A 25830-nucleotide genomic window follows, 5' to 3' on the forward strand; every position below is an offset into this window, starting at 1 on the left:
GGTCGCCCGGCCGCCGCACCGCGGCCCCGCACACCGTCACCATCAGCGCGCCCGGGGAAGACGGTGGCCAGTCCCGGCCGGACGCGCTGGTGGTGGGGGAATCAGAGGTCAGGGGATGAAGGTGAGGTGGTTGAGGGTGACGGCGCCGGTGGTGGTGATGTAGACGGTGTGAGTCCCGGTGGGCTTGGGGTAGCAGCTGTTGGCCTTCAGGTGCCAGGTGCCGTTGCCGTCCGGGTAGACGGTGCAGGCGGGAGAAACCGTGGCGCTGCCGAGGCGGACGTGGACGTTGACGCCCGATGCGGTGGTGGCTGCGCGGAGCCGGACGCTGCCGGCGCTGGTGGTGCCGAACTGCACGTCGCTGAGGGCGATATGGCTGCCGGAGCCGGTGAAGTGCACGACGGTGCCACTGTCGTCGCTACGGGTGGTGACGCCGGAGGAGGCGTCGTAGGACTCGGCTTCGAGGGTGGCGTAGGCGTCCCGGGTCCGGGGAGTGGCGGTGGCGGTGGCGGTGGCCTCGTTCGACCAGGCGGACTCGCCCACTGCGTTGACCGCCTTGATCCGGTAGGTGTAGGCGGTTCCGGCGGTCAGTCCGGTGTCGGTGTGGGTCGTGGTCCCGGCGGCGGGGGAGGCGAGCTGGGTCCAGCTGCCGGAGCCGGTGCGGCGTTCGACGCGGAAGCCGGTCTCGTTGTGGGCGTTGTCGCTCCACTTGAGCGTGATCGACAGGGCGCCGCCGGGGGTGGCCGTCAGCGAACCGGGCGCGGCCGGTGCGGTGTCGGCGGGCGGCTCGTCGGGGGCACCGTCGGGATGGTAGATGCGGAAGTTGCCGCTGGCGTGCAGCAGGGCCATGAAGTTCAGGAGACCGTCGTAGTAGCGGTACTGGCCGGTGGGCGGCTGGAGGTTCCACAACTGCTCGACGTACTGCCAGGCGCGGGAGTGGGTGGCGGAGAGGGACGCGGCGCCGTTGGTGGCGATGAGCCCTGGTGAGCGGTCGGAGGAGAGCGGGTTGCCGGCCAGGGAGTACTGGTTGACGTAGGCGTTGATGCCTTCGGACTCGAAGAAGGTCTGGAGCCGGTTGGTGAGGGTGACGGCGGTGTTGTCGGCGGCCCACCAGGCGTGGTCGACGGCCCAGTTCATCGAGGTGCGCCAGGCGTCGAAGCGGAAGTCGCCGTGGTTGCCGGTGTTGTTGGGGGTGCCGTTGAACTCGGCGTAGTCGGGGTTCAGACCGGTGGTGGGATGGGTGACCTTGGCGAAGTAGGCGCGGCTGGTCCGGGCCGCCTCCCGCCAGAACTGCCGGTCCGCGGCCTGCTGGTCCTGGTAGCCCTCGGCCCAGCGGGCCCACAGCTCGTAGAACGCGGGCAGGTGGTAGGAGGGGTCGGAGAACGTGGCCGAGTTGGCGTAGGGCACGAACACCGGCATCTTGTGGGTGCGGTTGAACATGTTGGTGACGCTCTCGACGACGCCGCCGTTCATGTCCTCCTTGTGGAGCATGACGTCCAGGATGGCGTTGGCCTCGTCCGTGTAGTCGTAGATGCCCTGGCCGTCGCCCCAGCGGTGTCCGGCGAAGAACAGCGCGGTGGCGAAGTACTCCTCGCCGTCGGTGGCCGGATTGTTGTCCTGGCAGGAGCCGCTGTAGGTGGCCTGCCAGCAGAAGTAGCCGGCGCGGGCGCCGCTCTTGTGCTGCATGTAGGTCTTGGCCCAGTTCCACATGGCGTCGAACTCGGCCTTCTTGCCCATCTGGACGGCGATCATCATGCCGTAGCTGATGCCTTCGGAGCGTACGTCGCCGTTGCCGGTGTCCCTGATGTAGGCCATGGGTCCGTCGGCGTTCGAACCGGAGGGGTAGTACAGGCGCCGGGTGTCGTCGGTGCTGGTGAAGAAGGAGTTCCAGTAGGTGTCGAGCTTGGCCCGCACGGCGGCGTCGGTGAGGCTCCCGTCCCACTCCTGGAACAGGTTGCGGTACTCACCGCTGGCGTAGGCGCCCGTGGAGGGCGGCACCGGCGCGGGCGGTGTGGGCGGCGTGGGACCTTCGTAGGTGAGCGTGTACTCGTCCAGGTAGGTGTCGTTGCTGCCGTTGTCGGTCTCCAGGGTGAACCGGACCTCTCCCGGACCGGCCGCGGCGATGTCGAAGACCGCCTCCTGCTCGCTCCAGGCGGTACCGGAGAAAGACAGCGCCGCGGTCTTCCGGCCGCCGATCGAGACACTGATCCCGGCGGTGTTGGCGGCGCTCGACGCGCCGGTGACCTCGATCCGGTAACGCCCCGCGCGGTCGAAGGTGTGTGTGGCGTAGGTGCTGTCGTTGTTGCAGTAGTAGACCGCCCGGTCGGCTTCCAGACTGGTGCAGCCCCCGTCGGCGGTCATGGCCTCGGCCTGCGCGGTGGACAGGACCGCCGCGGCCTGCGCGGGCAGTGCGGCCGGGGCGACCAGACCGGCGCAGAGCGCTGCCAAAGCGGCACTCAGGGCGAAACGGCTGAGTGGGAAGTGCGGCCCACGTCGTCGGCGTGCGTACACCGCGTCCTCCTGGAAGGGGTCCGGCTGGAAGGGGCCCAGGAAATGACAGGTGCGGGTCAATCCCGGGCGGTCGCACTGATTCTGAAGCTCTGTCAGGACTCCGGTCAACACTCGTGTAACGGAAACATTTCGAAAAACTCTCAGCGCCGTTCAAGTTATGTTGCCAGTTCACAGGGTCAGCGCTTGCTCACTTCACTCAGTGAACATCCATGTGAAAACCGATCTGAGGTCAGTCGATTCCGGAATCTTTTCGGCCCTTCCGGAGGTGTCTGTCTCCCCTCCCCGGCAGGCACGTCCCAGGCCGCGACCTCTCGATCCGGCGGGCGACGCGGCGATGTGAACCCCTCGGAGCCTGTGCGTCATCCCGTTCCAGGAGCCCTTCATGGCCGGGCCCTGCGGGGATTCCCCGGTGCCTGGCGGGCGCCGCCCGTTGCGGTGGTCGGGCAGCCCTCGGCGGACCGTGACGGATCGGCTGCTTTCGCCCTCGGGCCCTCGGGCCGGACGCGGCGGAGCGGCGTCGGTGCGGCCGGGTGTCAGGTCAGGGCGGTGTTTCCGGGTCCGTTCGGTCGGCGTGCCCTCATCGGATCGACATGGCCGGCCGATACCAGGGTCCCGCTCCATGCACCGCGAAAGATCGCCAGGCACGGATCGCTGGCTGCCGTCGGCCTTGTCTCACCCGGGCCTGCGGCCGGTCACCGGGGTGGGCCGCTCGCCCGGCGGCCATCTGTCGGTGGCGGCCGGCCCGCCGAAGCCGACGGGGGTGGCGCTCCGGGTGTTGTAGGAACCCGACAATCGAGCAGAGACCGGGCATGATCTTGGTTCCCAAGAAAACGTGCTCTGGTCTGCGGTTTCTTCCCGGGGCTGGTCCCCAGGTGGTCCCCGCAGGGGCGGCGGCGCCCCGGTCGGTCTGGTGTGCCGTCAGACGGCAAAAGGCGCTCCGACCTGGGATTTCTCCCCGGCCGAAGCGCCTTCCGACACTGTCGGGACGACAGGATTTGAACCTGCGACCCCTTGACCCCCAGTCAAGTGCGCTACCAAGCTGCGCCACGTCCCGGTGCCTCTCGGCTCGGGGCTGGCCCCTCGCCGATCGCGCACAGAAACCATACCGCACTCCGAAGGGTGGATGCGCACACCGGGTGCCGGGGCGGTGGTGGGTGGGCAGGGCTTTTCGGCGGCGCTCCGCCCGGCTCCACCGGTCCGGCGCGGGATGCGCACTGTCCCGGTCAACCCCTCTGTAACATTAGTATCACTCACCGTGTGAAGCGGAATCCGGTCCGCCACTCTGGTGTCATGCACGCACGACTCGCCCCACGCGCCCTGGCAGCCTTCGCCTGCCTCCTCCTCCCGGTCACCGCCTGCCAGCAGAGCGACAGCGACGCGGCCAGTGAGCCCACCCCCACCGAGATGCCCCTCTACTCCGTCATCGAGGAGGAGGAGAGCGGGCCGTCGCGGAACATCGTCGTCGAGGTCAGCACCACCGAGGGGCTGCGGCTCGTCTTCGACGACGTGGTCGCGCGCCTGACCGACGAGGCGGGCTATGTCGTCCGGATCAACTGCGCCGGCAGCTATCCGGAGAACCGCCTCGCCACCGGCCGGTACGCCGCCGGTGACACCGGCGCGACCGTCACCGGGCTGAAGCGGAACCAGAAGGAGTTCAAGCCCGCTCCCGGGGCGGAGTGCCCGCGTGAGTGATCCCTGCCGGGAGGAGTGAGCGCGGCGGCGTCGCACAGGGTGGGTATCCGGTCCTGGTTTGTCCGGGCCCTGGCGGGAAACGCGGTCTCCCTGGCCGTTGGTCCCGAGGACTGGAGTAGCACGTGAGCCGTTCGCGGATAGTGATCGTCGGTGCGGGTTTCGCCGGATACCAGACCGCCAGGACGCTGTCGCGCAAGCTCCGGGGAGCGGCCGAGATCGTCCTGGTGAACCCGAACGACTACTTCCTGTACCTGCCGCTGCTGCCCGAGGTGTCGGCGGGCCTGCTGGAGGCCCGCCGGGTCTCGGTGTCACTGGCCGGGACGCTGCCCAGGGTGCGGCTGGTGCTCGGCGAGGTGCACGGGGTGGACCTGGACGGGCAGGCGATCTCGTACACCGACCCCGAGGGGCGTGAGAAGCGGCTGGGGTACGACCGGCTGGTCCTCACCGTCGGCAGCGTGAACAAGCTGCTGCCCATCCCGGGCGTGGCCGAGCACGCGGTCGGGTTCCGGGGCATGCCGGAGGCGCTGTACCTGCGCGACCACATCAGCCGGCAGATCGCCCTGGCCGCCAACGCCGAGGACCCGGAGGAGTGCCGGGCGCGCTGCACCTTCGTGGTGGTGGGCGCCGGCTACACGGGGACCGAGGTGGCCGCGCACGGCAAGATGTTCACCGACTCGCTCGCCCGCCAGCACGCCCGCAGCGCCGGCGGGCTGCGGGCCGACGCCCGGCCCCGCTGGATGCTGATCGACGTCGCGGACCGGGTGCTGCCCGGGCTGGACGAGAAGCTGTCCCGGACGGCGGACCGGGTGCTGCGCAAGCGGGGGGTGGAGATCCGCACCGGGACCTCCGTGAAGGAGGCCACCCGGGACGGGGTGGTGCTGAACACCGGCGAGTACGTTCCCACCCGCTCGCTGATCTGGTGCGTCGGGGTGCGGCCCGACCCGCTGGTGGAGCAGCTCGGGCTGCCCACCGAGAAGGGGCGGCTGGTGGTCGACGAGTACCTCAACGTCCCCGGTCACCCGAAGGTGTTCGCCTGCGGTGACGCCGCGGCGGTGCCGGACCTGACCAAGCCGGGGGAGTACACGCCGATGACCGCCCAGCACGCCCACCGGCAGGGCAAGGCGGCCGCCAACAACATCATGGCCTCCTACGGCATCGGCACCCGCCGTCCCTACAAGCACAGCGACCTGGGCTTCGTCGTCGACCTCGGCGGACTGCAGGCCGCGGCGAACCCCTTCAACATCCCGCTGTCCGGGCCGGTCGCCAACCTCGTCACCCGCGGCTACCACCTCGCCGCGATGCCCGGGAACCGGATCCGGGTGGCCGCCGACTGGGCGCTGGACGCCGTGCTGCGGCGGCAGGCCGTCCAGCTCGGGGTGCTGGACGCCTGGTCGGTGCCGCTGGACACCGCCTCGCCCGAGACGGCCCGGCTGCCGGGCGAACAGGAGGCCGCCGGGCAGCGCGGATAGCGCGCCTCCGGGGCGTTCCGCCCCACCTCGCGGATGCCCGTGGCGGGCCGGAAGCGGCCCGCCACGGGCATCCGCGTGTGCGGCCGCGGTCCGGATCCGGGCGAATAACGGGCAGCCATGGACGGCCTTTCGGGCACGCTCGGGCATGCCCGGGCGCCGTGCAAGACTTCGAGCAGCGCTTTCCGTCGCCCGGAAGTCCTCGGAAGCGGGCCCAAGCGGTCATGATCCCTGCCGGGAAGAACCTGGCCAGGCCTCCTCCCGGAGGGTAGAAATCTCCCCACGCATCCGAACGGGCAGGTTCGGGCGCCCGGAACTGGAACGACCGGCACAGGGAGGAGCGGCGATTGAACGCCGAGGAGCGGCAGCGAGAGATCCTCGCCATGGCCCGCCGGCTGGGCTCGGTCGAGGTCGTCGCGCTCGCCGAGAAACTGTCCGTCGCCAAGGAGACGGTCCGCCGCGATCTGCGGGTCCTGGAGGACCACGGTCTGGTGCGGCGCACGCACGGAGGCGCCTACCCGGTGGAGAGCGCCGGCTTCGAGACGACCCTCGCCGTCCGCACGACCCGGCACGTTCCGGAGAAGCGGCGGATCGCCGCTGCCGCGGTCGAACTGCTCGGTGACGCCGAGACGCTCTTCGTCGACGAGGGCTTCACCCCCCAGCTCATCGCCGAGGCGCTGCCGCGCGACCGGCCGCTGACCGTCGTCACCACCTCGCTGGCCACCGCCGGAATACTGGCCAAGGCGGACAACTTCACCGTGCTGCTCCTCGGCGGCCGGGTGCGGGGCGGGACGCTGGCCACGGTCGACCACTGGGCCACCCGCATGCTCTCCGGATTCGTCATCGACCTGGCGTACGTGGGGGCCAACGGCATCTCCCGCGACCACGGGCTCACCACGCCCGACCCGGCGGTCGGCGAGGTGAAGGCCGCGGCCGTACGCGCCGCGCGCCGCAGGATCTTCGCGGGGACGCACACCAAGTTCGGGGCGGTCAGCTTCTGCCGGTTCGCGGAGGTGTCCGACTTCGAGACGATCGTCACCGGCAACGCGCTGCCCTTCGCCGAGGCGCACCGCTACTCGCTCCGGGGACCGCACGTCATCCGGGTGTAGCGCCCCGCGGCCGGACCGGACCGGCCACCGCCTCACCGACCGATCCTCCACACCGCGAACGAGCACCGTCCGCCGGCGGCACGGCACCCGCATGCCCGCGGACGGCGCCCCACCGACTTCAGACAACACCATGCACCAGGCAACACCAGGCAAGGAGCCCGCCATGTACAGAAGGACCCGGCACACCGCACGTGCCCTGATCGCCGCGACCGCGGCCGGAACCCTCCTCGCGTCCTGCAGCGGAGCCGGCGGCACCGCCTCCTCCGACGGTGACTCCATCAACGTCCTGATGGTGAACAACCCGCCGATGGCCGAACTGCAGAAGCTGACCGCCGAGCACTTCACCGAGGAGACCGGCATCGAGGTCAACTTCACCGTCCTGCCCGAGAACGACGTCCGCGACAAGATCAGCCAGGACTTCTCCAACCAGGCCGGGCAGTACGACGTCGCCACCATCAGCAACTACGAGACGCCCATCTACGCCAAGAACGGCTGGCTGCACGCCCTCGACGAGTACATCCAGGACGACGCGGAGTACGACCACGACGACATCCTGCCCTCGATGCGGCAGTCGCTCACCGGCGAGGACGGCAGGCTCTACGCCCAGCCGTTCTACGGCGAGTCGTCCTTCCTGATGTACCGCAAGGACGTCTTCGACAAGCACGGTCTGGAGATGCCCGACAAGCCCACCTGGCAGCAGGTCGCCGACCTCGCCGAGAAGGTGGACACCGCCGAGCAGGACATGAAGGGCATCTGCCTGCGCGGTCTGCCCGGCTGGGGCGAGGTGATCGCCCCGCTGACCACCGTCATCAACACCTTCGGCGGCACCTGGTTCGACGCGGACTGGAACGCGAAGCTGACCTCGCCCGAGACCACCGAGGCCGTGAAGTTCTACGTCGACCTGGTGCGCGAGCACGGCGAGGCGGGCGCCGCGCAGGCCGGGTACGCCGAGTGCCTGAACAACATGACCCAGGGCAAGACCGCCATGTGGTACGACGCCACCGCCGGCGCCGGATCGCTGGAGGCCGGCGACTCGCCGGTGAAGGGGAAGATCGGCTACGTCCCCGCCCCCGTGGAGGAGACCGAGAGCTCCGGCTGGCTCTACACCTGGGCCTGGGGCATGCAGAAGGCCTCCAAGAACGCCGACAACGCCTGGAAGTTCATCTCCTGGGCCTCCGGCAAGGAGTACGAGAAGCTGGTCGGCGAGGAGATCGGCTGGGCCAGCGTCCCGGCCGGCAAGCGCACCTCCACCTACGAGATCCCCGAGTACCTCGAGGAGGCCGGCGCCTTCGCCGACATCACCCGGGACGCCATCGCCTCGGCCGACCCGGAGTCCCCGGGCACGCAGAAGCGGCCCGCGCCCGGCATCCAGTTCGTCGGCATCCCGGAGTTCACCGACCTGGGCACCAAGGTCTCCCAGCAGATCAGCGCGGCCATCGCCGGGAACAAGTCCGTCGAGGAGGCGCTGGAGGCGTCGCAGCGGCTGGCCGAGAAGGTCGGCGAGGAGTACCGGAACCGATGACCGTGCAGCTCACGGCGGAGTCCCCGCCGCCCACCGCGCCCCCCTCCCGGGCCCCCGTGCGGCCCGCCGTCCGGCCCCCCGGCCGACTGCGGGCCTGGGCCACCCGGGCACCCCTGCTGCCCGCGCTGGTCTTCCTGATCGCCGTCACCCAGCTGCCGTTCGCGGTGACACTGGTGATCTCCCTCTTCGACTGGTACGCCCTGGACCCCGACGCCCGGGAGTTCACGGGGCTGTCCAACTACGGTTCGGTGCTCTCCGACCCGGCCATGCGGTCCTCGGTGGTCACCACGGCGGTGCTGACCGCCACCGTGGTCCTGGCCAGCCTCGTCCTGGGGCTCGTCCTGGCGCTGCTGCTGAACCGCTCCTTCCGGGGCCGCGGCCTGGTGCGCACCATGCTCATCGCGCCCTTCCTGATCGTCCCCGTAGCCGCCGCCCTGCTGTGGAAGCACGCCCTGTTCAACCCGGAGTACGGGCTGTTCAACGGCGCGCTGAACTGGCTGGGCTCACTGGTGGGGATGGAGGAGGTCGTCCAGCCCGACTGGATCTCCGAGATGCCGCTGCTGGCGGTGGAGGCCTCGCTGGTGTGGCAGTGGACGCCGTTCATGATGCTCATCGTGCTGGCCGGACTGCAGAGCTTCCCGACGGAGACGCTGGAGGCCGCCCGGCTGGACGGCGCCGGCGGCTGGCAGATCTTCCGCCATCTGACGCTGCCGCACCTGCGGCGCTATCTGGAACTGGGCGGGCTGCTGGGCTCGATCTACATCGTGCAGCACTTCGACGCGGTGTTCACGATCACCGCCGGTTCGCTGGGCACCGCCAACCTGCCGTACACGATCTACCACACCTTCTACCGGGCGCACGAGTACGGCCTGGCCTCCGCCGCGGGTGTCCTCGTCGTCATCGGCTCGATCGTCATCGCCACCTTCGCCCTGCGGGTGGTCTCGTCCCTGTTCAGTGAGGAGGTGTCCCGATGACGTCCACCGTGCCCGCCCCGGCCGCGCCGGGCACCGCGCCGGCCCGCCCGGCGCCGCGCCCGGCGGCGCATCCGGACCTGCGCCGCACCCGGCGCCGCAACGCCGCCCTCGGCCTGCTGGCCTGGGTGGTGGGGCTCGTCTTCTTCCTGCCGGTCGCCTGGATGGTGCTCACCTCGCTGCACTCCGAGGCCGACGCCGCCACCAACCCGCCCTCGCTCGCCGCGCCCCTCACCCTGGAGGGCTACCGGGAGTTCTTCGGCGCCGGGGGCGGGGCCAGCCCCTGGCCGCCGCTGATCAACTCGGCCATGGCGTCGGTCTTCTCCACGGCCTTCGTGCTGCTGCTGGCGTTCCCGGCGGCGTACGCCCTGTCCATCCGGCCGGTGCGCAAGTGGCGGGACGTGCTGTTCTTCTTCCTGTCCACCAAGATGCTGCCGATCGTGGCCGGACTGCTGCCGATCTACCTGTTCGCGAAGAACACCGGCATGCTCGACAACATCTGGCTGCTGGTCATCCTCTACACCTCGATGAACCTGCCGATCGCGGTGTGGATGATGCAGTCCTTCCTCGCCGAGGTGCCCACCGCGCTCATCGAGGCCGCCCAGCTCGACGGGGCGCGGCTGCCCACCGTCCTGGCCCGGGTCATCGCGCCGGTGGTGGGGCCCGGTATCGCCGCCACCGCGCTGATCTGCTTCATCTTCAGCTGGAACGAGATGCTGTTCGCCCGGGTGCTGACCTCGGTGACCGCGCAGACCGCGCCCGTGTTCCTGACCGGGTTCATCACCAGCCAGGGGCTGTTCCTGGCCCAGGTGTGCGCCGCCTCGGTCGTCATCTCCCTGCCGGTGCTCGCCGCAGGGTTCGCCGCCCAGGACAAGCTGGTCCAGGGCCTGTCGCTAGGAGCCGTGAAGTGAGAGCCGCCGTCATCGAGTCCGTCGGCAAGGCCGTCCTGACCACCGTGCCCGACCCCACTCCCGGGCCGCGCGAGGTGGTCGTGAAGGTCGCCGCCTGCGGGCTGTGCGGTACCGACCTGCACATCATGCAGGGGGAGTTCGCGCCCACGCTCCCCGTCGTGCCCGGGCACGAGTTCGCCGGCGAGGTCGTCGCCGTCGGGACCGGGGTGACCGAGCTGGCCGCCGGTGACCGGGTGGCGGTGGATCCCTCGCTGTACTGCCACGAGTGCCGCTACTGCCGCGTCGGCCACAACAACATGTGCGAGCGCTGGGCGGCCATCGGTGTCACCGTGGCGGGTGGCGCCGCCGAGTACGCCGTGGCCCCGGTGGCCAACTGCGTGAAGCTCCCCGAGCACGTCGACGTCCAGGACGCGGCGCTGATCGAGCCGCTGTCCTGCGCGGTGCGGGGCTACGACGTGCTCGCCGCGCGGATGGGCGCCAGCGTCCTGGTCTACGGCTCGGGGACGATGGGCCTGATGATGCTGGAGCTGGCCAAGCGCACGGGCGCGGCGCGGGTCGACGTGGTCGACGTCAATCCCGGGCGGCTGGCCACCGCCCGGGAGCTGGGCTGCTCGGCCGCGGCCGCCGCGGCCGACGAGCTCGACCGCCCGCAGGGCTGGGACGTGGTCATCGACGCCACCGGCAACGCCAAGGCGATCCAGGACGGGCTGGGCCGGGTGGCCAAGGCCGGAACGTTTCTGCAGTTCGGCGTCTCCGACTACGCCACGAAGGTGACCATCGAGCCCTACCGCATCTACAACCAGGAGATCACCATCACCGGTTCCATGGCGGTGCTCCACAGCTACGAGCGCGCCGCCGACCTCTTCGCGACGGGGATCATCGACCCGAAGGTCTTCATCAGCGACCGGCTGCCGCTGGAGGGCTACCCGGACGCGCTGGAGCGGTTCGCGGCGGGGGTGGGGCGGAAGATCGTGGTGGTGCCGTAAGGGCGTGCCCGCCGCAAGGGGATCAGGGAGTGCCAGGGGTGTCCGCGGGCGGCCGGGAGACCGGCTGCCCGTACGGGCCGACCAGCTCCCGGTCCCACCAGGCGCCCGTGGAGCGCAGCTCCCGCCAGGTGGTGAAGCGGTAGCGGTACAGCAGGGCGCGCACCTGGGCGGGCGGACGGTCGGGGAAGGGGTTGGTGCGCAGCAGCCGCAGCGTGTCCGGGTCGTTCTCCAGCAGTTTGCGCAGCAGCCGGGTGAACCAGGGCGCGGCGTAGGAGGGCGAGAGCGCGGCGAACCACAGCAGCCAGTCCAGCCGCAGGTGGTACGGCGCGTACTGCCGGGGCAGCCGCCGCAGGTCGCCCGGCTTGCCCTTGAACCCGTACTCCCGCCACCGGGTGCTCCCGGTGATCCGCTCCTCGTCGGTGCCCTCGATCACCACCTCGTGGCGCAGCCGGGTGACGCTGCCGAAGGCGCCGTAGGTGTTCACCAGGTGCAGGGGGTTGAAGGAGCGGTTCATCTGCTGCCGGCGGGTGAGCAGGTTGCGCACCGGCCACCAGCTGAGCACCAGCACCAGCACCGTCACCCCGATGACGACGGCCACGTACCACGGCGGCACCTGGCCGTACTCCCGCGTCCCGGCGACGGGGGAGCTGTCCACGGCCGCCAGGGCGAGCACGACCGTCAGCCAGTTGAGCCAGGCGAAGTTGCCGGAGGCCACCAGCCACAGCTGGGTGACGATCACGGCCAGCCCGGCCGCGCTCGCCACCGGCTGCGGGAAGAACAGCAGGAAGGGGACGACGAGCTGGGTGAGGTGGTTGGCCGCCACCTCCACCCGGTGCACCGGCTTCGGGAGGTGGTGGAAGAACCAGCTCAGCGGTCCCGGCATCGGCTGCGTCTCGTGGTGGTAGTCCAGGCAGGTCAGGTTCCGCCAGCAGGGGTCGCCGCGCCACTTGATCAGGCCCGCGCCGAACTCCAGCCGGAACAGCAGCCACCGCAGCAGCAGGAGCACCAGCATCGGCGGGGCCACGTCCGCGTTGCCGAGGAAGACCACCAGGAAGCCGGTCTCCAGCAGCAGCGACTCCCAGCCGAAGGCGTACCAGGTCTGCCCGACGTTGACGATCGACAGGTACAGCGCCCACAGCAGGGCCCACATCAGCATGGACACCGCCAGCGGCACCCGGTCGGCGGCACCCAGCAGGACCGCGGCCGACAGCGCCGCCCCCGACCAGGCCACGGCCGCGAAGAGGCGGTCGGAGTAGCGCCAGTGGAACAGCGAAGGCGAGGCGCGGAAGGGCACCCGGCGCAGGAAGTCCGGCGCCGGGGTCAGCCCGCGCTCGCCGATCAGCGCCCGGAACTGCAGGGCCGCCGAGACGAACGCGACCAGATAGAGGGCGGCCACGGCCCGCTGCAGGACCAGTCGGCTCAGCCAGTACTCGGGTGCCTCGAACCACTCCATGGCGCCCATGGGTACCACCGGGGGCCGCCGCCATGCGGCAGCCCCGGGCGGGAGCGGGTCCGTACGGGTGACGGGCGGGCGCCGCGGAATGCGGGGCGGCGGCGGTCCTTACGGATCGCTGACGTGCCGTCGCCCCGGCACCCGCGGCGCCCGCCGGGTCCCTAGCGTGGCGGCATGCGCGTACTGGTCACCGGAGGAGCGGGCTTCATCGGCTCGCACATCACCGACGCCCTGCGGACGGCGGGTCACGAACCCGTCGTCCTGGACACCGCCTCCGCCGCCGGGGGCACCGGGGTGCGGGCCGACGTCCGCGACGGGGAGGCGGTGGCCCGTGCCCTGCGCGGGGTGGACGCGGTCTGCCACCAGGCCGCGATGGTCGGCCTCGGCCGGGACTTCGCCGACGCCCCCGCCTATGTGGGCGCCAACGACCTGGGCACCGCCGTGCTGCTGGCCGCGATGGCTGACGCGGGGGTACGGCGCCTGGTGCTCGCCGGGTCGATGGTCGTGTACGGCGAGGGCCGGTACGACTGTCCCCGCCACGGCACGGTGCGGCCCGGCCCCCGCCGCCCGGCGGACCTGGCGGCGGGCCGTTTCGAGCCGCCCTGCCCGCGCTGCGGCGCCGGACTGGTCCCCGGCGCGGTCGGCGAGGACGCCCCGGCCGACCCGCGCAACGTCTACGCCGCCACCAAGCTGGCACAGGAGCACCTGAGCGCGGCCTGGGCCCGGGCCACCGGCGGACGGGCCGTCAGCCTGCGCTACCACAACGTGTACGGACCCGGGATGCCGCGCGACACCCCCTACGCCGGGGTGGCCTCCTTCTTCCGTTCCGCGCTGGAGCGCGGCGAGCCGCCCCGGGTGTACGAGGACGGGGCGCAGCGCCGCGACTTCGTCCATGTGGCGGATGTCGCCGCGGCCAACCTCGTGGCCCTGGAGGCGGCCGGCGGGCTGCCGGAGGGCACCCTGCGGGCGTACAACACCGGCAGCGGCGAGCCGCACACCGTCGGCGAGACGGCCCGCGCGCTGGCGGCGGCCTTCGGCGGGCCCGAGCCGGTGGTGACGGGGGAGTACCGGCTGGGGGACGTACGGCACATCACCGCCTCCTCGGCGCGGCTGCGCCGGGAGCTGGGCTGGCGGCCGGCGGTCGGCTTCGGCGAGGGGATGGCGCGCTTCGCGAAGGAGCCCCTGCGGGAGCGGGAGCCGCCGCGGGCAGGGTGACCTCGAAGCGGCAGCCGCCGGGCACGTTGCGCACCGAGGCCCGCCCGGCGTGCGCCTCGACGATGCCGCGCACGATGGCCAGCCCCAGCCCGGCGCCGGCCGGGGGCGTACGGGCGTCGCTGCCGCGCCAGCCGGTGTCGAACACGCGCGGCAGGTCCTCGGCGGGAATGCCGCCGCATCCGTCGGTCACCGACAGCACCACCGTGTCCCCTGGCCCTCCCGCGTCTTCCGCGCGGCGGGCGGCGACGGCCACCGTGCCGTCGGCCGGGGTCCGGTGGATGGCGTTGACCAGCAGGTTCGCCAGGACCCGGGTCATCTCCCGGCCGTCCACCTCCACGGGCACGGTGTCCACGCCGTCGTCGGCCAGCCGCACGCCGCGCTCGGCGGCCAGCGGCCCGGCGCCCGCGATGGCGTCGCTGACCAGGTCGTACACCGACATCCGGGTGGGGGACAGGGCCAGCGAACCGGCCTGGATGCGGGAGAGTTCGAACAGGTCGCCGACCATCGCGCTGAGCCGCTCGACCTCGGAGCGGATCTGCCGGTGGTAGCGGTCGGGGTCCTCGGCGATGCCGTCCTCCAGCGCCTCGGCCATGGCGCGCAGCCCGGCCAGCGGGGAGCGCAGATCGTGGCTGATCCAGGCGACCAGTTCGCGCCGGGAGGACTCCAGGGCGCGCTCCCGCTCCCGGGCGGCGGCCAGCGAGGCGCTGGCCTCGGCCAGCCGCCGGGCCAGGGAGGCCAGTTCGGCGGGGGCGGGGGAGTCCGGCGGGGTGAAACCGCCCTCCCGGCCGAGGGTGCGGGCGGCGCGCTCCAGCGCGCGGTGCCCGGCGATGAGCCGGCGGCCCAGCAGCAGCGCGGTCAGGGCGGACGCGGCGGCGGCCACCGCGCACACCACCGTCACCACCGTCAGGTCGTGCCGGTTGAGGAACATCGCCCAGGCCACCGAGAGCGTCCCGGCCAGCATCGCGCCGACCGTGGCGGCGGTCAGGACGGCCAGCGAGACGGCCACCGAGCGGCGGCGCAGCGCGCGCAGCGCCAGCGCGCCCGCCGCGCCCACGGCGGCGGCCCCGGCCCCGGCGTACAGGGCGATGAGCAGCAGGTCGGAGACGGGCGGCATCAGTCCTCCTCCCGGGCACCGTGGGGAGCGTCCGCCGGAGCGCCGTCCGGGCCGCCGTCGAAGCGGTAACCCACGCCCCACACGGTGACGACCAGCCGGGGACGGGCCGGGTCGGCCTCCACCTTGTGGCGCAGCCGCCGCACGTGCACGGTTACGGTCGACAGATCGCCGAAGTCCCAGCCCCACACCGCCGACATCAGCTCCGCGCGGCCGAAGGCCCGGCCCGGGTGGCGCAGGAAGTGCGCCAGCAGGTCGAACTCGCGCAGGGTCAGGGAGAGCGGTCCGCGCGCGTCGCGCACGGTCCGCGCCACCGGGTCCAGGGTGATGCCGCCGCCGTGCAGCAGCGGCCCGGCGGCGGGCGGCTGCCGCCCGGCGGCGGCCCGGCGCAGCACCGACGACACCCGCAGCACCAGCTCGCGCGGGCTGAACGGTTTGGTGACGTAGTCGTCCGCGCCGACCTCCAGGCCCAGGACCCGGTCCTCCTCGTCACCGCGGGCGGTGAGCATCACCACCGGCACCGGGCCGCGCTCGCGCAGCCGGCGGCACACCTCCAGGCCGTCCAGGCCGGGCAGCATCAGGTCCAGCACCACCAGGTCGGGCGGCGCCTGCCGGGCGCGGGCGAGCGCCTCGGGGCCGTCGGCGGCCCGGTCCACGGCGAAGCCCGCCCGGTCCAGATAGCCGGCCACGACCTCGGTGACGGTCGGGTCGTCGTCGACGACGAGCACCCGGCGGGACGGGGCGGAGGGCGGCGGAGGGACGGTCATGAAGGGAGTCTGGCACCCGCCCCGGCCGGTGTCCCCGGGGCGGGACGGGCCGGCGGACAGGCGTCCGCGTTTCGTAAGACCGTCAAGTCCGTTACGTCCTTTATGTGTCCGTAGGGTGAGGGGAATGACCGACCCCATGACCCCACGCGGGGAGATAGTGCTGCCCTGTCTGAACGAGGCCCGGGCGCTGCCCTGGGTGCTGTCCAGGATCCCGGACGGCTGGCGGGCCGTCGTCGTCGACAACGGCTCGACGGACGGCTCGGCCGGGCTCGCCCGCGAGCTCGGCGCCCGGGTGGTGTCCGAACCGCGCCGCGGCTTCGGCGCGGCCTGCCACGCCGGACTGCTGGCCGCCGAGGCGGAGCTCGTCGCCTTCTGCGACTGCGACGCCTCCCTCGACCCCGGCGCGGTGGAACGGGTCGCCGCCCCCCTCCGGGCCGGCACCGCCGACCTCGTCCTGGCCCGCCGCCGGCCCACCGGGCGCGGGGCCTGGCCGCTGCACGCCCGGGCCGGGAACCTGGCCCTGGCCCGCATGGTGCGCCGCCGCACCGGCCTGCGCCTGCACGACCTGGGACCCCTGCGGGCGGCCCGGCGCCGGCCGCTGCTGGAGCTGGGGCTGACCGACCGGCGCAGCGGCTATCCGCTGCAGATGGTGGTGCGCGCCGCCGACGCCGGCTGGCGGGTGGCCGAGACCGAGGTGCCCTACCGGCCGCGCACCGGCCGCTCCAAGGTGACCGGCACCTGGCGCGGCACCTGGCAGACCGTCCACGACATGCGCGGGGTGCTGCGGTGAGCGCCCCGGGCCCGCGGGACGGGCTCACCCTGCTGGTGATCGCCAAGGAGCCGGTGCCGGGCCGGGTCAAGACCCGGCTCACCCCGCCCTTCACCCCCGCCGAGGCGGCCGCGCTGGCCGCGGCGGCACTCGCCGACACCCTGGCCGCCGTCTCGGTGCTGCCCGCCCGCCGCCGGGTGCTTGTCCTCGACGGACGGCCCGGCCCCTGGCTGCCGGGCGGCTGGGAGGTGCTGCCCCAGTGCCCCGGCGGTCTGGACGAGCGGATCGCCCACGCCTTCGCCCACTGCGACGGTCCCGCCCTGCTGGTGGGCATGGACACCCCGCAGCTCACCGGCGCCCTGCCGGCCCCGGTGCTCGCCCCGGACGCCTGGGCCGGGCGCACCGCCTGGTTCGGCCCGGCCACCGACGGCGGGTTCTGGGCGCTGGGCCTGGCCGAACCCGATCCGGACCTGGTGCGCGGTGTGCCGATGTCCACCGCGCGCACCGGCGCCGTCCAGCGGCGGCGGCTGCTGGACGCCGGGCTGGCCGTACGGGACCTGCCGGTGCTGCGGGACGTGGACACCGCCGACGACGCGGCCCGCGTCGCCGCCGAGACCGCCGCGCGCCCGGGCGGCCGCTTCGCCGCGGAGTACGCGCGGTGCGCCCGGCGGGTACGGGACGGGGCCCGGCCACGGCGGGCGGCGGCACGGTGACCGCCCCGCCGCACCCGCCGCGCCCGGCACCGTCCCCGGCGGGGGACGGGCTCCCCTGGCGCGCCGGCCCGTACGCCCGCGCGCTGCGCACCGGGCGCGGCCCCCTGTACCTGCGGCGCTCCGACGACGGCCGGCTGCTGCCGCTGGAGGTCGAGCGGTGGTGCGCCGGGGCGGACGAGGCCGACCGCACGGTGCTGCGGCGCTGCGCCGGCCCGGTGCTCGACATCGGCTGCGGGCCGGGCCGGCTGGTCGCCGCCCTGGCCGCGCTGGGCCGCCCGGTGCTGGGCATCGACACCGCGCCGGAAGCCGTCGCCCGCACCCGCGCCCTGGGCGGGGCCGCGCTGTGCCGCTCGGTGTTCGGCCCGCTGCCGGGCGAGGGGCGCTGGGGCAGCGCCCTGCTGCTCGACGGCAACATCGGGATAGGCGGCGACCCGGCCGCCCTGCTGGAGCGGGTGCGAGCCCTGCTGGCCCCCGGCGGTCTGCTGCTGGCCGAGGCGGCGCCGGAGGAGGTCGAGGAACGGGTGGAGGTCCGGCTGGACGACGGCGGCGGTGGTGGTGCGCACCCCTGGTTCCCGTGGGCCCGGCTGGGCCGGACGGCCCTGCGGCGGCGGGCCCGGGCGGGCGGCTGGACGGTGACGGCCCAGTGGAGCGCCTACGGGCGCTCCTTCCTCGCCCTGCGCGGTCCCGCCGACCGGGCCGACCGCGGTACCCACCGGGCCGGCAGCCCGCGCGCCACCGGGGCACCGGCCGCCGCCGCGGCCGTCACCAGCGCCGTCACCGACACCGCCAGCAGCCAGGAACGCGGATAGTCCAGCGGCAGCAGCGACGGGTGACGGGGGCCGGGCCGCAGCAGCACCGGCAGCGCCACCAGCGTCAGGCACCCGGCCACCACCAGCCCGCCCCGCCACACCGGCCGGGCGGGCAACCGCCGCAGCGCCCGTCCGGCCGCCAGCACCAGCGGGACCAGCAGCAGGTCGTGCACCGCGACCGCGCCCGCCAGCCACACCGCCACCGCCGCCGGGGTGCCCGCGCGGGTGCCGGTCAGCAGCAGCCAGGCGCCGACCGCCAGCAGTCCCCCGCCCGCGAGGCCCAGCAGCGTCCGCACCGTCCGCATCACAGCACCTCCAGCCGGGTGACCCACTTGGTCTGGAGCACTCCCGGCCGGTTGGGGGCGATGAGCCGCGCCGGGTAACCGTGGTCGGGGTGCAGCACCTCGCCGTCGATCCGCAGCGCCAGCAGCGTCAGCGGGTCACGGGCGTACGACGGGCCCAGCTCCGTCACGGCGAAGGCGCCCCGGCGCTGGAGCGAGACCACCCGAACCCGGCTGCCGTCCGGTGCCCCGGCCCGCCGCAGCAGGTCGCGCACCCGCACCCCGCCCCAGCGGGCCGACGCGCTCCAGCCCTCCACACAGGCGATCGGCAGCCGCGCCTCGTGCTGCTCCAGCTCCGCGAGCCCCTCCAGGGTCAGCGCGTACGGCCGGGGCCCGTCGACGACCAGCCGCCAGTCGCGCAGCGCCTCGCGCCCGATGCCCGCGGCGGCGGCCGTACGGTTGACCGGCAGGCCCTGCGGACCGCGCCCGGGATGGCGCGGGGCGAGCAGCAGCAGCGGCCGCAGCGGGGGGAAGGTCTGACCCGCCGTCACCGCCGTCACCGCGGCGGCCGCCGTGCCCACGCCCAGCAGCAGCGACCGGCGGTCGGGGGCGTCGGCGGCGGGCAGCGCCCGGGTGCCCGCCGAGCGGTGCCGCCAGTGCGCGGCGATCACCGGCGCCCTGACGGCCAGATGCAGCAGCAGGGCGCCCGCCAGCACCCAGGCCAGCGCCCAGTGCACCCGCCGGAACGAGAACGGCCAGACGTACCACTGCGCGGTGTTCAGCAGCCCGAGGAACACCTCCAGCAGCGCCGCGCCCACCAGCAGCCCCGCCGACAGCCGCTCCAGGGCGTGCAGCGGCGAGCGCACCACGGGACGGGCGAACAGCCGCGGATAGACCGTCCACAGCTTGGCCAGCAGCAGCGGGACCGCGGCGATGCCCGTCGCCACGTGCAGTCCCTGGGTGAGGCGGTAGCCCCACACCGGGCGGGACGGCAGCCGCGGCGCCGCCCAGCCGGGCGGCTCCTGGAGCACGTGGCTCACCAGCCCGGTGCCGAAGCACACCAGGACCGCCGCGCCAAGCCACCGGCCCAGGACGGTCGCGGTGCGCGGATCGTGCAGGGCGCCGCGGAAGCGCGGCCACCACGACGGGACGCGGGGGGATCCGGCGGGCACGTTCCTCACCACCCGGTGATCAGCAGATGGTTGACGGCCAGCGCCACGGCCGCCTGCGCGGCCAGCCACCGGCGGTGGTGCCGGGCCGGCAGCAGCGCGGCGGCCGGGAGCAGCCACAGCGTGAACGGCAGCCAGATGCGCTCGGTCTCGGCCTTGCTCATCCCCGACAGGTCCGCCGCCAGCACGGCGCACAGCGCGCCCGCCGCCAGCACCGCCAGGGCGCCGGCCCCGGCGACCCGGGCGGCGCCACCGCGCCACCGCGCCGCCGCCCGCCGCAGCCCGGCGGCCGTGGCCGGCCCCACCACGGCGACCTGCGCGGCGAGATTGGCCCACACGTAGTACGCGTACGGCCGCACCCCTCCCGCGCCCTGGTGGTAGCGCTCGACCAGCGTGGTGTAGCCCTCGTACCACCAGAAGCCGCCCGCGGTGAACGCCACCGCCCACGGCGCGAGCCCCGGCAGCGCGTACGGCACCGGCCGCGCGGTACGCGCCGCCACCAGCACCGCCGCCGCGAGCGGCGCCAGCAGCACCAGCCCGTAGGACAGGTACAGCGCCCAGCCCAGCAGCAGTCCCGCGCCCAGCGCGGCGGCGCGCGGCGCGCGCACCGCGCCGGTGGCGGACAGGGCCAGCAGGGCGAGGCCCCAGGCGGCGACGGCGGCGAAGTAGCCGTCCGCCGAGACGCCGACCCACACCGCGGCCGGGGCCAGGACGAGGAAGGGCGCCGCCCGCCGCGCGGCCCGCTCGGCGCCCAGCGCCCGCAGTGCCACCAGCACCGCCACCACCGCGGAGGTGCCGGTGGTCACGCACCAGGCGGCCGCCCAGCCGCCGCCCGCCAGCCCGATCCGGTCCAGCCCGGCGAAGGTCAGCACCGCCCCCGGCGGGTGCCCGGCGACATGGGCCGGCCAGTTGCCGGGGGACTGGAGCAGGATGCGGTCGGTGAAGGTGCCCAGGAACTCCCCGAGGCCGTGGACCTCGCCGACCGACCGCAGGTACTCGTGCTCCGAGGTCAGCTGCCCGGCGGCCCCCCGCTGCCAGCCGTCGACCAGCGCCAGCGACCACGTCCAGGCCAGCGCGGCCGCCCAGGAGAGCGCCAGCAGGGGCCGCCAGCGCAGCCGCCGGGCCAGGACGGGGCCGTACACGACGGTCGCGGCGGCCAGGGCGAGGGCGGCCGGGGTGCCCGGACCGGCGTGCGGCAGCCACCGCGCGAGCAGCGGCGGCCAGGACACCCGCAGCGTCTCGCGGGGGTCGTACGCGGACCAGCCCACGAGCGCGGCCAGGGCGAACAGCGCGCAGGCGGCGCCCGCGGCGTACAGGTCGTACCGGACCCGGCCGTCCTCCCGGTGCGGCTCCGGGCGCGGTGCGCGGCGGGGCCGCCCGCGGGCCTTCGGACGGGGAGCCGTACGGGGAGGCCGGGGCGGGCGGAGTGGCGGAGTGCTCACCCGTCTCACGCTAGGCCGGTGCGCAGCCGCCGGGACCCCGGAGCGGCCGGACGTCACCGGGCCGTCAGATCCGTACCGCCCCGCCTCCGCCGGGGTGTCGTTGACCCGGGCGGGGAGCGGACCGTAGCTTTCCGGGAAAGCGCTTGCCGCGACGAGGGGACGCCCGTATGCCGCTGACCGACCTGCCGCTGGACCAACTGCGCGCCTACCGGCCCGAGGTGGCCGAACCGGAGGACTTCGACGACTTCTGGGCCAAGACCCTGGCGGCGGCCCGGGCGGCGGAGTCCGGCCCGGCGGAGTACCGGCGGATCGCCGACGCCCCGCTGACCGGTGTGGAGGTGTACGACGTGCGCTTCCCCGGCTGGGCCGGCCAGCCCGTCGCGGCCTGGCTGATCCTGCCGCGCGGTGCCGGCGGCCCGCTGCCCGCGGTGGTCAACTACATCGGCTACAGCGGCGGCCGCGGTCTGTACACCGAGCACCTGCTGTGGAGCGCGGCCGGATACGCCACCCTCGTCGTCGACAGCCGGGGCCAGGGCCACGACACCCCCGACCCGCACCCGGAGACCAGCCCGCAGTACGTGGGCGGCTTCATGACCCGCGGCCTGGACGACCCCGCGAACCACTACTACCGGCGGCTGATGACCGACTGCGTGCGCGCGGTGGACGCGGTGCGCGGGCACCCGGCGGTGGACCCGGACCGGGTGGTGGCCGCCGGCGCCAGCCAGGGCGGCGGACTGGCCCTGGCGGTGGCCGCGCTGGCACCGGAGAAGGTGGCGGCGGCCCTGGTGGACGTGCCGTTCCTGTGCCACTTCCGGCGCGGCGCGGAACTGGCCACGGCCGGTCCGTACCCGGAGATCGCCCACTACCTGGGAGTGCACCGGCGCACCGACCCCGACGCCGTCTTCGCCGTCCTGAACTACTTCGACGGACTGCACTTCGCGCGCCGCGCCACCGCCCCCGCGCTGTTCAGCGTCGGTCTGATGGACCCGGTCTGCCCGCCCTCGACGGTCTTCGCCGCCTACCACCGCTACGCGGGCACCGAGAAGGACATCCGGGTGTGGCACTTCGCCGACCACGGCGGGGGCCGCGCCTCGCAGCCCTACGAGCAGCTGCTGTGGCTGCGCGGGCGCGGTCTGGCGGTGGCCGGGTGAGCCGGTCCGCGGAGCCGTGCGGGGAGCACCCGCCGGGGCAGCGGCCGCCCGCGGCCGTGGCCGCCGACGCGCTGCTCGCCCTGGCCGACGGCCACCACGCCCGTACCGTACGCGCGCTGGGCGTCCACGAGGCCGGCGGGCAGCTGGCGAAGGCGTACGCACTCGCCGCGCCGGGGCGCGGGGTGACGGAGGAGTTCGCGGCGGCGGCGCTGCGCGTGGCCGGCGCGCACCTCTCCCTCGGGGACGTCCGGGGCTCCCTCGGGCTCGCCGTGGTGATCGCGCATGCGGGCGGCGACGGGGACTACGTCCTGGTCCACAGCTGGATCGAGGGCCACATGTCCGACCTGGCGGTCTTCACCGGCCCGGCCGGCCGGCCCGGTCTGCTGCGCCCGGGCCGTACGGGACTGGCCCCCTGCGTCTGGGAGGCGGCCGTACTGGCCCACGAGCGCGAGGCGTTCGGCCGCCGCGTGCTGGACGGCACCGGCCCGCTCGCCGACCGGCTCGCCGCCTGGGGCGCGGACTTCCTGGCGGGCGAGGTCCGCTGAGCGCCCCGGCGGGCGGGGCGCTCCTCCCCGGGCGTGGCGTCAGTCGCCGCGGTCGCGGCGGCCGCCGAGGATCTCGGTGATCTCCTCGGAGGTCTCGCGCGCCGCGGTGGCCGGATCGGCGCCGCGCAGCACGGCCGTCTGGTAGTCCTTGACCGGGTTGTCCGCCTCCAGTTCGCCCCACCGGGGCGAGTTGGGGGTGGCGTGGCCGTTCCGGGAGCCCTCGGCCATCGCCGCCGTACCGGGGTCGCCGCGCAGTTCGCCGACCAGTTCGGTGCTGTTGGGCACCACGCTCATCGTCCGGGCCAGCTTCCGCTGCCACTTCTCGCCGGTCAGCAGTTTGACGAAGGCGTACGCCGGGTCCCAGGCGTCCGTCCGCTCGGGGACGATCAGCACCGAGCCGCCGGTGAACACCGCCCCCGGCTCGCCCTCGCGTTTGCCCGGGACGGGGAAGAAGCCGAGCCTGCCCGTCAGCCCCGGGTTGGTCTCGGTGATCAGCTCCGCGGCGCCGGGCACGTCGATGATCTGGGCCACCTCGCCCGCCGCGAAGACCTCGCGCTGGTCGGGCTCGGCCTCGTCGGCGTCGGCGGGGCCGGCGCCGTGGGAGTGGAGCTCGCGGTAGAACTCCATGCCGCGCAGCGCCTCGGGGGTGTGGAGGGCGCCCGACCACCGGCCGCTGCGTTCGACGGCGAGGTCGCCGCCCTCGTCCCAGACGAAGCCCGCCAGGACGTACCAGTTCCGGCCGGGGAGGTAGATGCCCTGCTGTCCGGGCCGGTCGAGCCGGTCGGTGGCCTCGATCCACTCCTCGCGGTCGGCGGGCGGCTCGGTGATCCCGGCCCGCTCGAAGAGGTCCTTGCGGTAGATGACGACGCGGTTGGCGGCGTAGAAGGGGACGCCGTACTGGAAGCCGCCGATCTTCCCCGGCTCCTTCAGGCCGGGGATCCAGTAGTCGCCGCCGAGGTCGTACACCCAGTTGGTGAGGTTCCGGACGCCGCCCTCGGCCACGTACCGGGCCACCTGGGTGTTCCCCACCTCGATCACGTCCGGCGGATCGTCCGAGGCCAGGGCTTCGGCGACCTTGTCGCCGATGCCGGACCAGTCCTGGACGGCGACCTCCACCTCCACACCGGGGTTGCTCCGCTCGTAGTCCCGTACGACGGCCGCGGTGAGGCCCTCGGAGAGGCTGCCCCGCATCAGCCAGACCCGCAGGCTCCGGGGCGGGTCGTCGGATCCCGGCAGGGTGCCGCAGCCGCCGACGGGCAGCAGGACGGCCAGGGCCGCGAGAAGCGTGGCAAGGCGACGGCGGACGGGCATGGCGGGGCCCCCGGGGGGTGGTGCGGATACGGCGGATGAGACGGTCACAGATTTGGTGCATACCAAGCGCATGTCAAGGTTCAGGCCATTATGGAGTGGGGGGAAGGTCCCCCCGAGCCGATCCGTGATCGCGCGGTGACCGGAGAGCGATGTGAACGGCGTTCCCCCGCCACCGCGCCCGTCGTCGCCCCTGCCGCTCACCGCCGCCCGCCGACCGGTCGACGGCCGCCGGCCTTCACCGTCGCCCGGCCCGCCGGGGAGGGGCTCGCGGCGCCCCGGTCGTGCCGGGCCCGCCCGCGGGGGACGGCGGTACGTCTCCTCGTCCGGTGTGAAGCGCACACCCGGCGCCCGGGGCCTCCCGGTGTCCCCCTGCCCCCTTTCCGGCCCTCTTCGGTGCTCGCCGGAACGGGCGGGGACGATCCTCCGGAAATTCTCCGCGGCGACGGAGAACGGCATTGCGGCGGAGATTTCCCACCGCTAGGCTGCATACCGTGACTGCCGGGTCGGCCATGGGCCACACACGAGTGAGGTACCCGGCCTCGACATGAGGCCGAGGCGGGCGAGAGGCCCGCCCCCGCACACCTCGATCCCCTTTCTTTCTCCGCGCGTTCGCGCGCTGTTCCGCGTGTCCGGCGATCCGCCGCTGCCACCGCCGTTCCCCTGTTGCCGGCCGCACGAGCGCCGGTCCGGCGGATGAGCCGCGGACCGAATGAATTCCGGCACGCCCCCGTGCAATGCCCGCTTCGGCGAAAACACCGAAGGGTGAAATCGCCATGCCCGCGTACGGCTCGCGGGCCGCATTTCCCGAGTAGAGAGCAGAGAATGCCGAACGATTTCAACCAGCAGGTCATCGAGGAATTCCGCGCCAACAACGGACGGGTCGGCGGGCCTTTCGAGGGGGCCCGGCTGATCCTCCTGACGACCACCGGGATCCGCTCCGGCGCCCCGCACACCACCCCGGTCGGTTATCTCCCGGACGGCGACCGCATCCTGGTCATCGCCTCGGCCGGGGGAGCGCCCCGCCACCCGGACTGGTACCGCAACCTGGTGGCCGAACCGCGGGTCACCGTCGAGGACGGCGTCTTCACCTACGAGGCGGAGGCCACCGTCCTGACCGGCGCGGAACGCGACCGCCTCTTCGCCCGGGCCGCCGAGGCGGACCCGGGCTGGGCCGAGTACCAGGACCGGACGGAGCGCGTCATCCCGGTGGTGGCCCTCCGGGAGATCCCGGGGCCCCCGGACCTGGGCGCGAGGTCGATGGGGGAGGGGCTGAAGCTCGTGCACGACGCGTTCCGGCGCGAACTCGCCCTGATCCGTGCGGAGGTCGCCGCGTCCGGTCCCGGGCTGGGCGCCCAGCTGAGGGTCAACTGCCTGACCTTCTGCGGCGGGCTGCTGCACCACCACACCATGGAGGACACCGGGATGTTCCCGGCCCTGGCCGGGCAGCGCCCCGAACTCGCCCCGGTCGTGGAGCGGCTGCACGAGGAACACCGGCACATCGCGGACCTGGTGGCGGAGCTGCGTGAGGTGGTGTCCGCCGACGGCGCGGGCCGCGCCCGTACGCTCGCCGAGGTCGAGCGGCTCACGGCCGAGCTGGAGGGCCATCTGGCGTACGAGGAGGAGAAGTTGATCCCCGTCCTCGACGCCGCGCTGCCCTGAGAGGCCGCTTGCTCCCGGCGTCCCGCCCCGGAACCGGCCGGGATGTTCTCCGCCCCCGGCCGCCCTGCCTCCGCGGACGACCTCGCCAGGCTCCTCGGAGCCGTCCCGTAGCCCACCCGCACGGGGCACCGCCGCCCGTGCCGCGTCGGCGCGCACCCCGCAGCAGTCACCGGCGCCGTCGGCCAGGCCCGGCGGCCCCCCGGGAGACTCCGTTGAAGGCGGCAGCCGACACCGCCTTCAACGGGTCACCGCGCCACCGCGGCCCGTGCC

Annotated in this window: 20 protein-coding genes, 1 tRNA gene and 1 pseudogene; 14 read left to right on the forward strand and 8 right to left on the reverse strand. The window is 73.9% G+C overall.

Features of this window, described 5'->3' with window-relative positions; translation table 11 throughout:
- Positions 1–108 precede the first annotated feature (108 nt).
- Entirely contained in the window at positions 109–2445 is a 2337-nt protein-coding gene (locus tag V1L54_RS14875; RefSeq protein ID WP_330118465.1) for a glycosyl hydrolase family 8, read from the reverse strand.
- 1043 nt (positions 2446–3488) lie between these two features.
- Positions 3489–3562, reverse strand: a tRNA-Pro gene (locus tag V1L54_RS14880).
- A gap of 236 nt (positions 3563–3798) precedes the next feature.
- On the opposite strand from V1L54_RS14880, the gene V1L54_RS14885 reads away from it, so the two are divergent.
- The 7 genes from V1L54_RS14885 (at position 3799) to V1L54_RS14915 (ending at position 11165) form a co-directional block, all read left to right on the forward strand.
- Positions 3799–4200, forward strand: coding sequence for a hypothetical protein (locus V1L54_RS14885; RefSeq protein WP_330118466.1), 402 nt, complete (start codon positions 3799–3801; stop codon positions 4198–4200).
- Positions 4201–4322: 122 nt separating this feature from the next.
- Positions 4323–5669, forward strand: a complete 1347-nt coding sequence (locus tag V1L54_RS14890) for an NAD(P)/FAD-dependent oxidoreductase (protein ID WP_330118467.1) — start codon at positions 4323–4325, stop codon at positions 5667–5669.
- Between the two features lie 380 nt (positions 5670–6049).
- Entirely contained in the window at positions 6050–6775 is a 726-nt protein-coding gene (locus tag V1L54_RS14895) for a DeoR/GlpR family DNA-binding transcription regulator (protein WP_443076644.1), read from the forward strand.
- Positions 6776–6938: 163 nt separating this feature from the next.
- On the forward strand, positions 6939–8297 hold the full coding sequence (locus tag V1L54_RS14900; protein ID WP_330118469.1) for an ABC transporter substrate-binding protein: 1359 nt from the start codon (positions 6939–6941) through the stop codon (positions 8295–8297).
- Entirely contained in the window at positions 8294–9271 is a 978-nt protein-coding gene (locus V1L54_RS14905; RefSeq protein ID WP_330118470.1) for a carbohydrate ABC transporter permease, read from the forward strand. Before V1L54_RS14900 ends, V1L54_RS14905 begins: the two co-directional genes overlap by 4 nt.
- Entirely contained in the window at positions 9268–10179 is a 912-nt protein-coding gene (locus tag V1L54_RS14910; RefSeq protein WP_330118471.1) for a carbohydrate ABC transporter permease, read from the forward strand. The genes V1L54_RS14905 and V1L54_RS14910 overlap by 4 nt, the downstream gene beginning before the upstream one ends.
- Positions 10176–11165, forward strand: coding sequence for a zinc-dependent alcohol dehydrogenase family protein (locus V1L54_RS14915; protein ID WP_330118472.1), 990 nt, complete (start codon positions 10176–10178; stop codon positions 11163–11165). Before V1L54_RS14910 ends, V1L54_RS14915 begins: the two co-directional genes overlap by 4 nt.
- A 22-nt stretch (positions 11166–11187) precedes the next feature.
- Here the strand turns inward: V1L54_RS14915 and V1L54_RS14920 are convergent, their stop codons facing one another.
- Entirely contained in the window at positions 11188–12618 is a 1431-nt protein-coding gene (locus tag V1L54_RS14920) for a lipase maturation factor family protein (RefSeq protein WP_330118626.1), read from the reverse strand.
- Between the two features lie 174 nt (positions 12619–12792).
- Between V1L54_RS14920 and V1L54_RS14925 the strand changes: the two genes are divergently transcribed.
- Positions 12793–13833: an NAD-dependent epimerase/dehydratase family protein gene (locus V1L54_RS14925; protein WP_330118473.1), complete on the forward strand. Its 1041-nt coding sequence runs from the start codon at positions 12793–12795 to the stop codon at positions 13831–13833.
- On the opposite strand, the pseudogene V1L54_RS14930 reads toward V1L54_RS14925, so the two are convergent.
- Together V1L54_RS14930 and V1L54_RS14935 are read right to left on the reverse strand one after the other, a co-directional pair.
- Positions 13817–14947 (reverse strand): annotated as a pseudogene (locus tag V1L54_RS14930) (sensor histidine kinase); the annotation flags it as partial. The gene V1L54_RS14925 and the pseudogene V1L54_RS14930 overlap by 17 nt on opposite strands.
- Complete coding sequence (locus V1L54_RS14935) at positions 14947–15711, reverse strand: response regulator transcription factor (RefSeq protein ID WP_330118474.1); 765 nt, start codon at positions 15709–15711, stop codon at positions 14947–14949. The pseudogene V1L54_RS14930 and the gene V1L54_RS14935, both read right to left, overlap by 1 nt.
- 124 nt (positions 15712–15835) lie before the next feature.
- On the opposite strand from V1L54_RS14935, the gene V1L54_RS14940 reads away from it, so the two are divergent.
- From V1L54_RS14940 to V1L54_RS14950, 3 genes are read left to right on the forward strand one after another with little or no spacing between them, the layout of a single operon-like run.
- On the forward strand, positions 15836–16501 hold the full coding sequence (locus V1L54_RS14940) for a glycosyltransferase family 2 protein (RefSeq protein WP_330118475.1): 666 nt from the start codon (positions 15836–15838) through the stop codon (positions 16499–16501).
- On the forward strand, positions 16498–17193 hold the full coding sequence (locus V1L54_RS14945; RefSeq protein ID WP_330118476.1) for a TIGR04282 family arsenosugar biosynthesis glycosyltransferase: 696 nt from the start codon (positions 16498–16500) through the stop codon (positions 17191–17193). Before V1L54_RS14940 ends, V1L54_RS14945 begins: the two co-directional genes overlap by 4 nt.
- Positions 17190–18002: a class I SAM-dependent methyltransferase gene (locus V1L54_RS14950; protein ID WP_330118477.1), complete on the forward strand. Its 813-nt coding sequence runs from the start codon at positions 17190–17192 to the stop codon at positions 18000–18002. Before V1L54_RS14945 ends, V1L54_RS14950 begins: the two co-directional genes overlap by 4 nt.
- A 304-nt stretch (positions 18003–18306) precedes the next feature.
- Here the strand turns inward: V1L54_RS14950 and V1L54_RS14955 are convergent, their stop codons facing one another.
- Positions 18307–19455 carry a molybdopterin-dependent oxidoreductase gene (locus V1L54_RS14955; RefSeq protein ID WP_330118478.1) on the reverse strand — a complete coding sequence of 383 codons (1149 nt, stop codon included), beginning with the start codon at positions 19453–19455 and terminating at the stop codon, positions 18307–18309.
- Positions 19456–19460: 5 nt separating this feature from the next.
- On the reverse strand, positions 19461–20894 hold the full coding sequence (locus tag V1L54_RS14960) for a hypothetical protein (RefSeq protein ID WP_443076635.1): 1434 nt from the start codon (positions 20892–20894) through the stop codon (positions 19461–19463).
- Positions 20895–21061: 167 nt separating this feature from the next.
- Here V1L54_RS14960 and V1L54_RS14965 point away from each other — a divergent pair, with 167 nt between their 5' ends.
- Together V1L54_RS14965 and V1L54_RS14970 are read left to right on the forward strand one after the other, a co-directional pair.
- The gene (locus V1L54_RS14965) at positions 21062–22045 is read left to right on the forward strand and encodes an acetylxylan esterase (protein ID WP_330118479.1); all 984 of its coding nucleotides are present in this window, start codon (positions 21062–21064) and stop codon (positions 22043–22045) included.
- Positions 22042–22590: a hypothetical protein gene (locus V1L54_RS14970; RefSeq protein ID WP_330118480.1), complete on the forward strand. Its 549-nt coding sequence runs from the start codon at positions 22042–22044 to the stop codon at positions 22588–22590. Before V1L54_RS14965 ends, V1L54_RS14970 begins: the two co-directional genes overlap by 4 nt.
- Before the next feature lie 39 nt (positions 22591–22629).
- Here V1L54_RS14970 and V1L54_RS14975 read toward each other — a convergent pair whose 3' ends face one another.
- Positions 22630–23901, reverse strand: a complete 1272-nt coding sequence (locus V1L54_RS14975) for an extracellular solute-binding protein (protein WP_330118481.1) — start codon at positions 23899–23901, stop codon at positions 22630–22632.
- 822 nt (positions 23902–24723) lie between these two features.
- Here V1L54_RS14975 and V1L54_RS14980 point away from each other — a divergent pair.
- Positions 24724–25560: a nitroreductase/quinone reductase family protein gene (locus V1L54_RS14980; RefSeq protein WP_330118482.1), complete on the forward strand. Its 837-nt coding sequence runs from the start codon at positions 24724–24726 to the stop codon at positions 25558–25560.
- The last annotated feature ends 270 nt before the right edge of the window (positions 25561–25830 follow it).

This window comes from Streptomyces rubellus (assembly GCF_036323805.1).
Classification (GTDB): Bacteria; Actinomycetota; Actinomycetes; order Streptomycetales; family Streptomycetaceae; genus Streptomyces.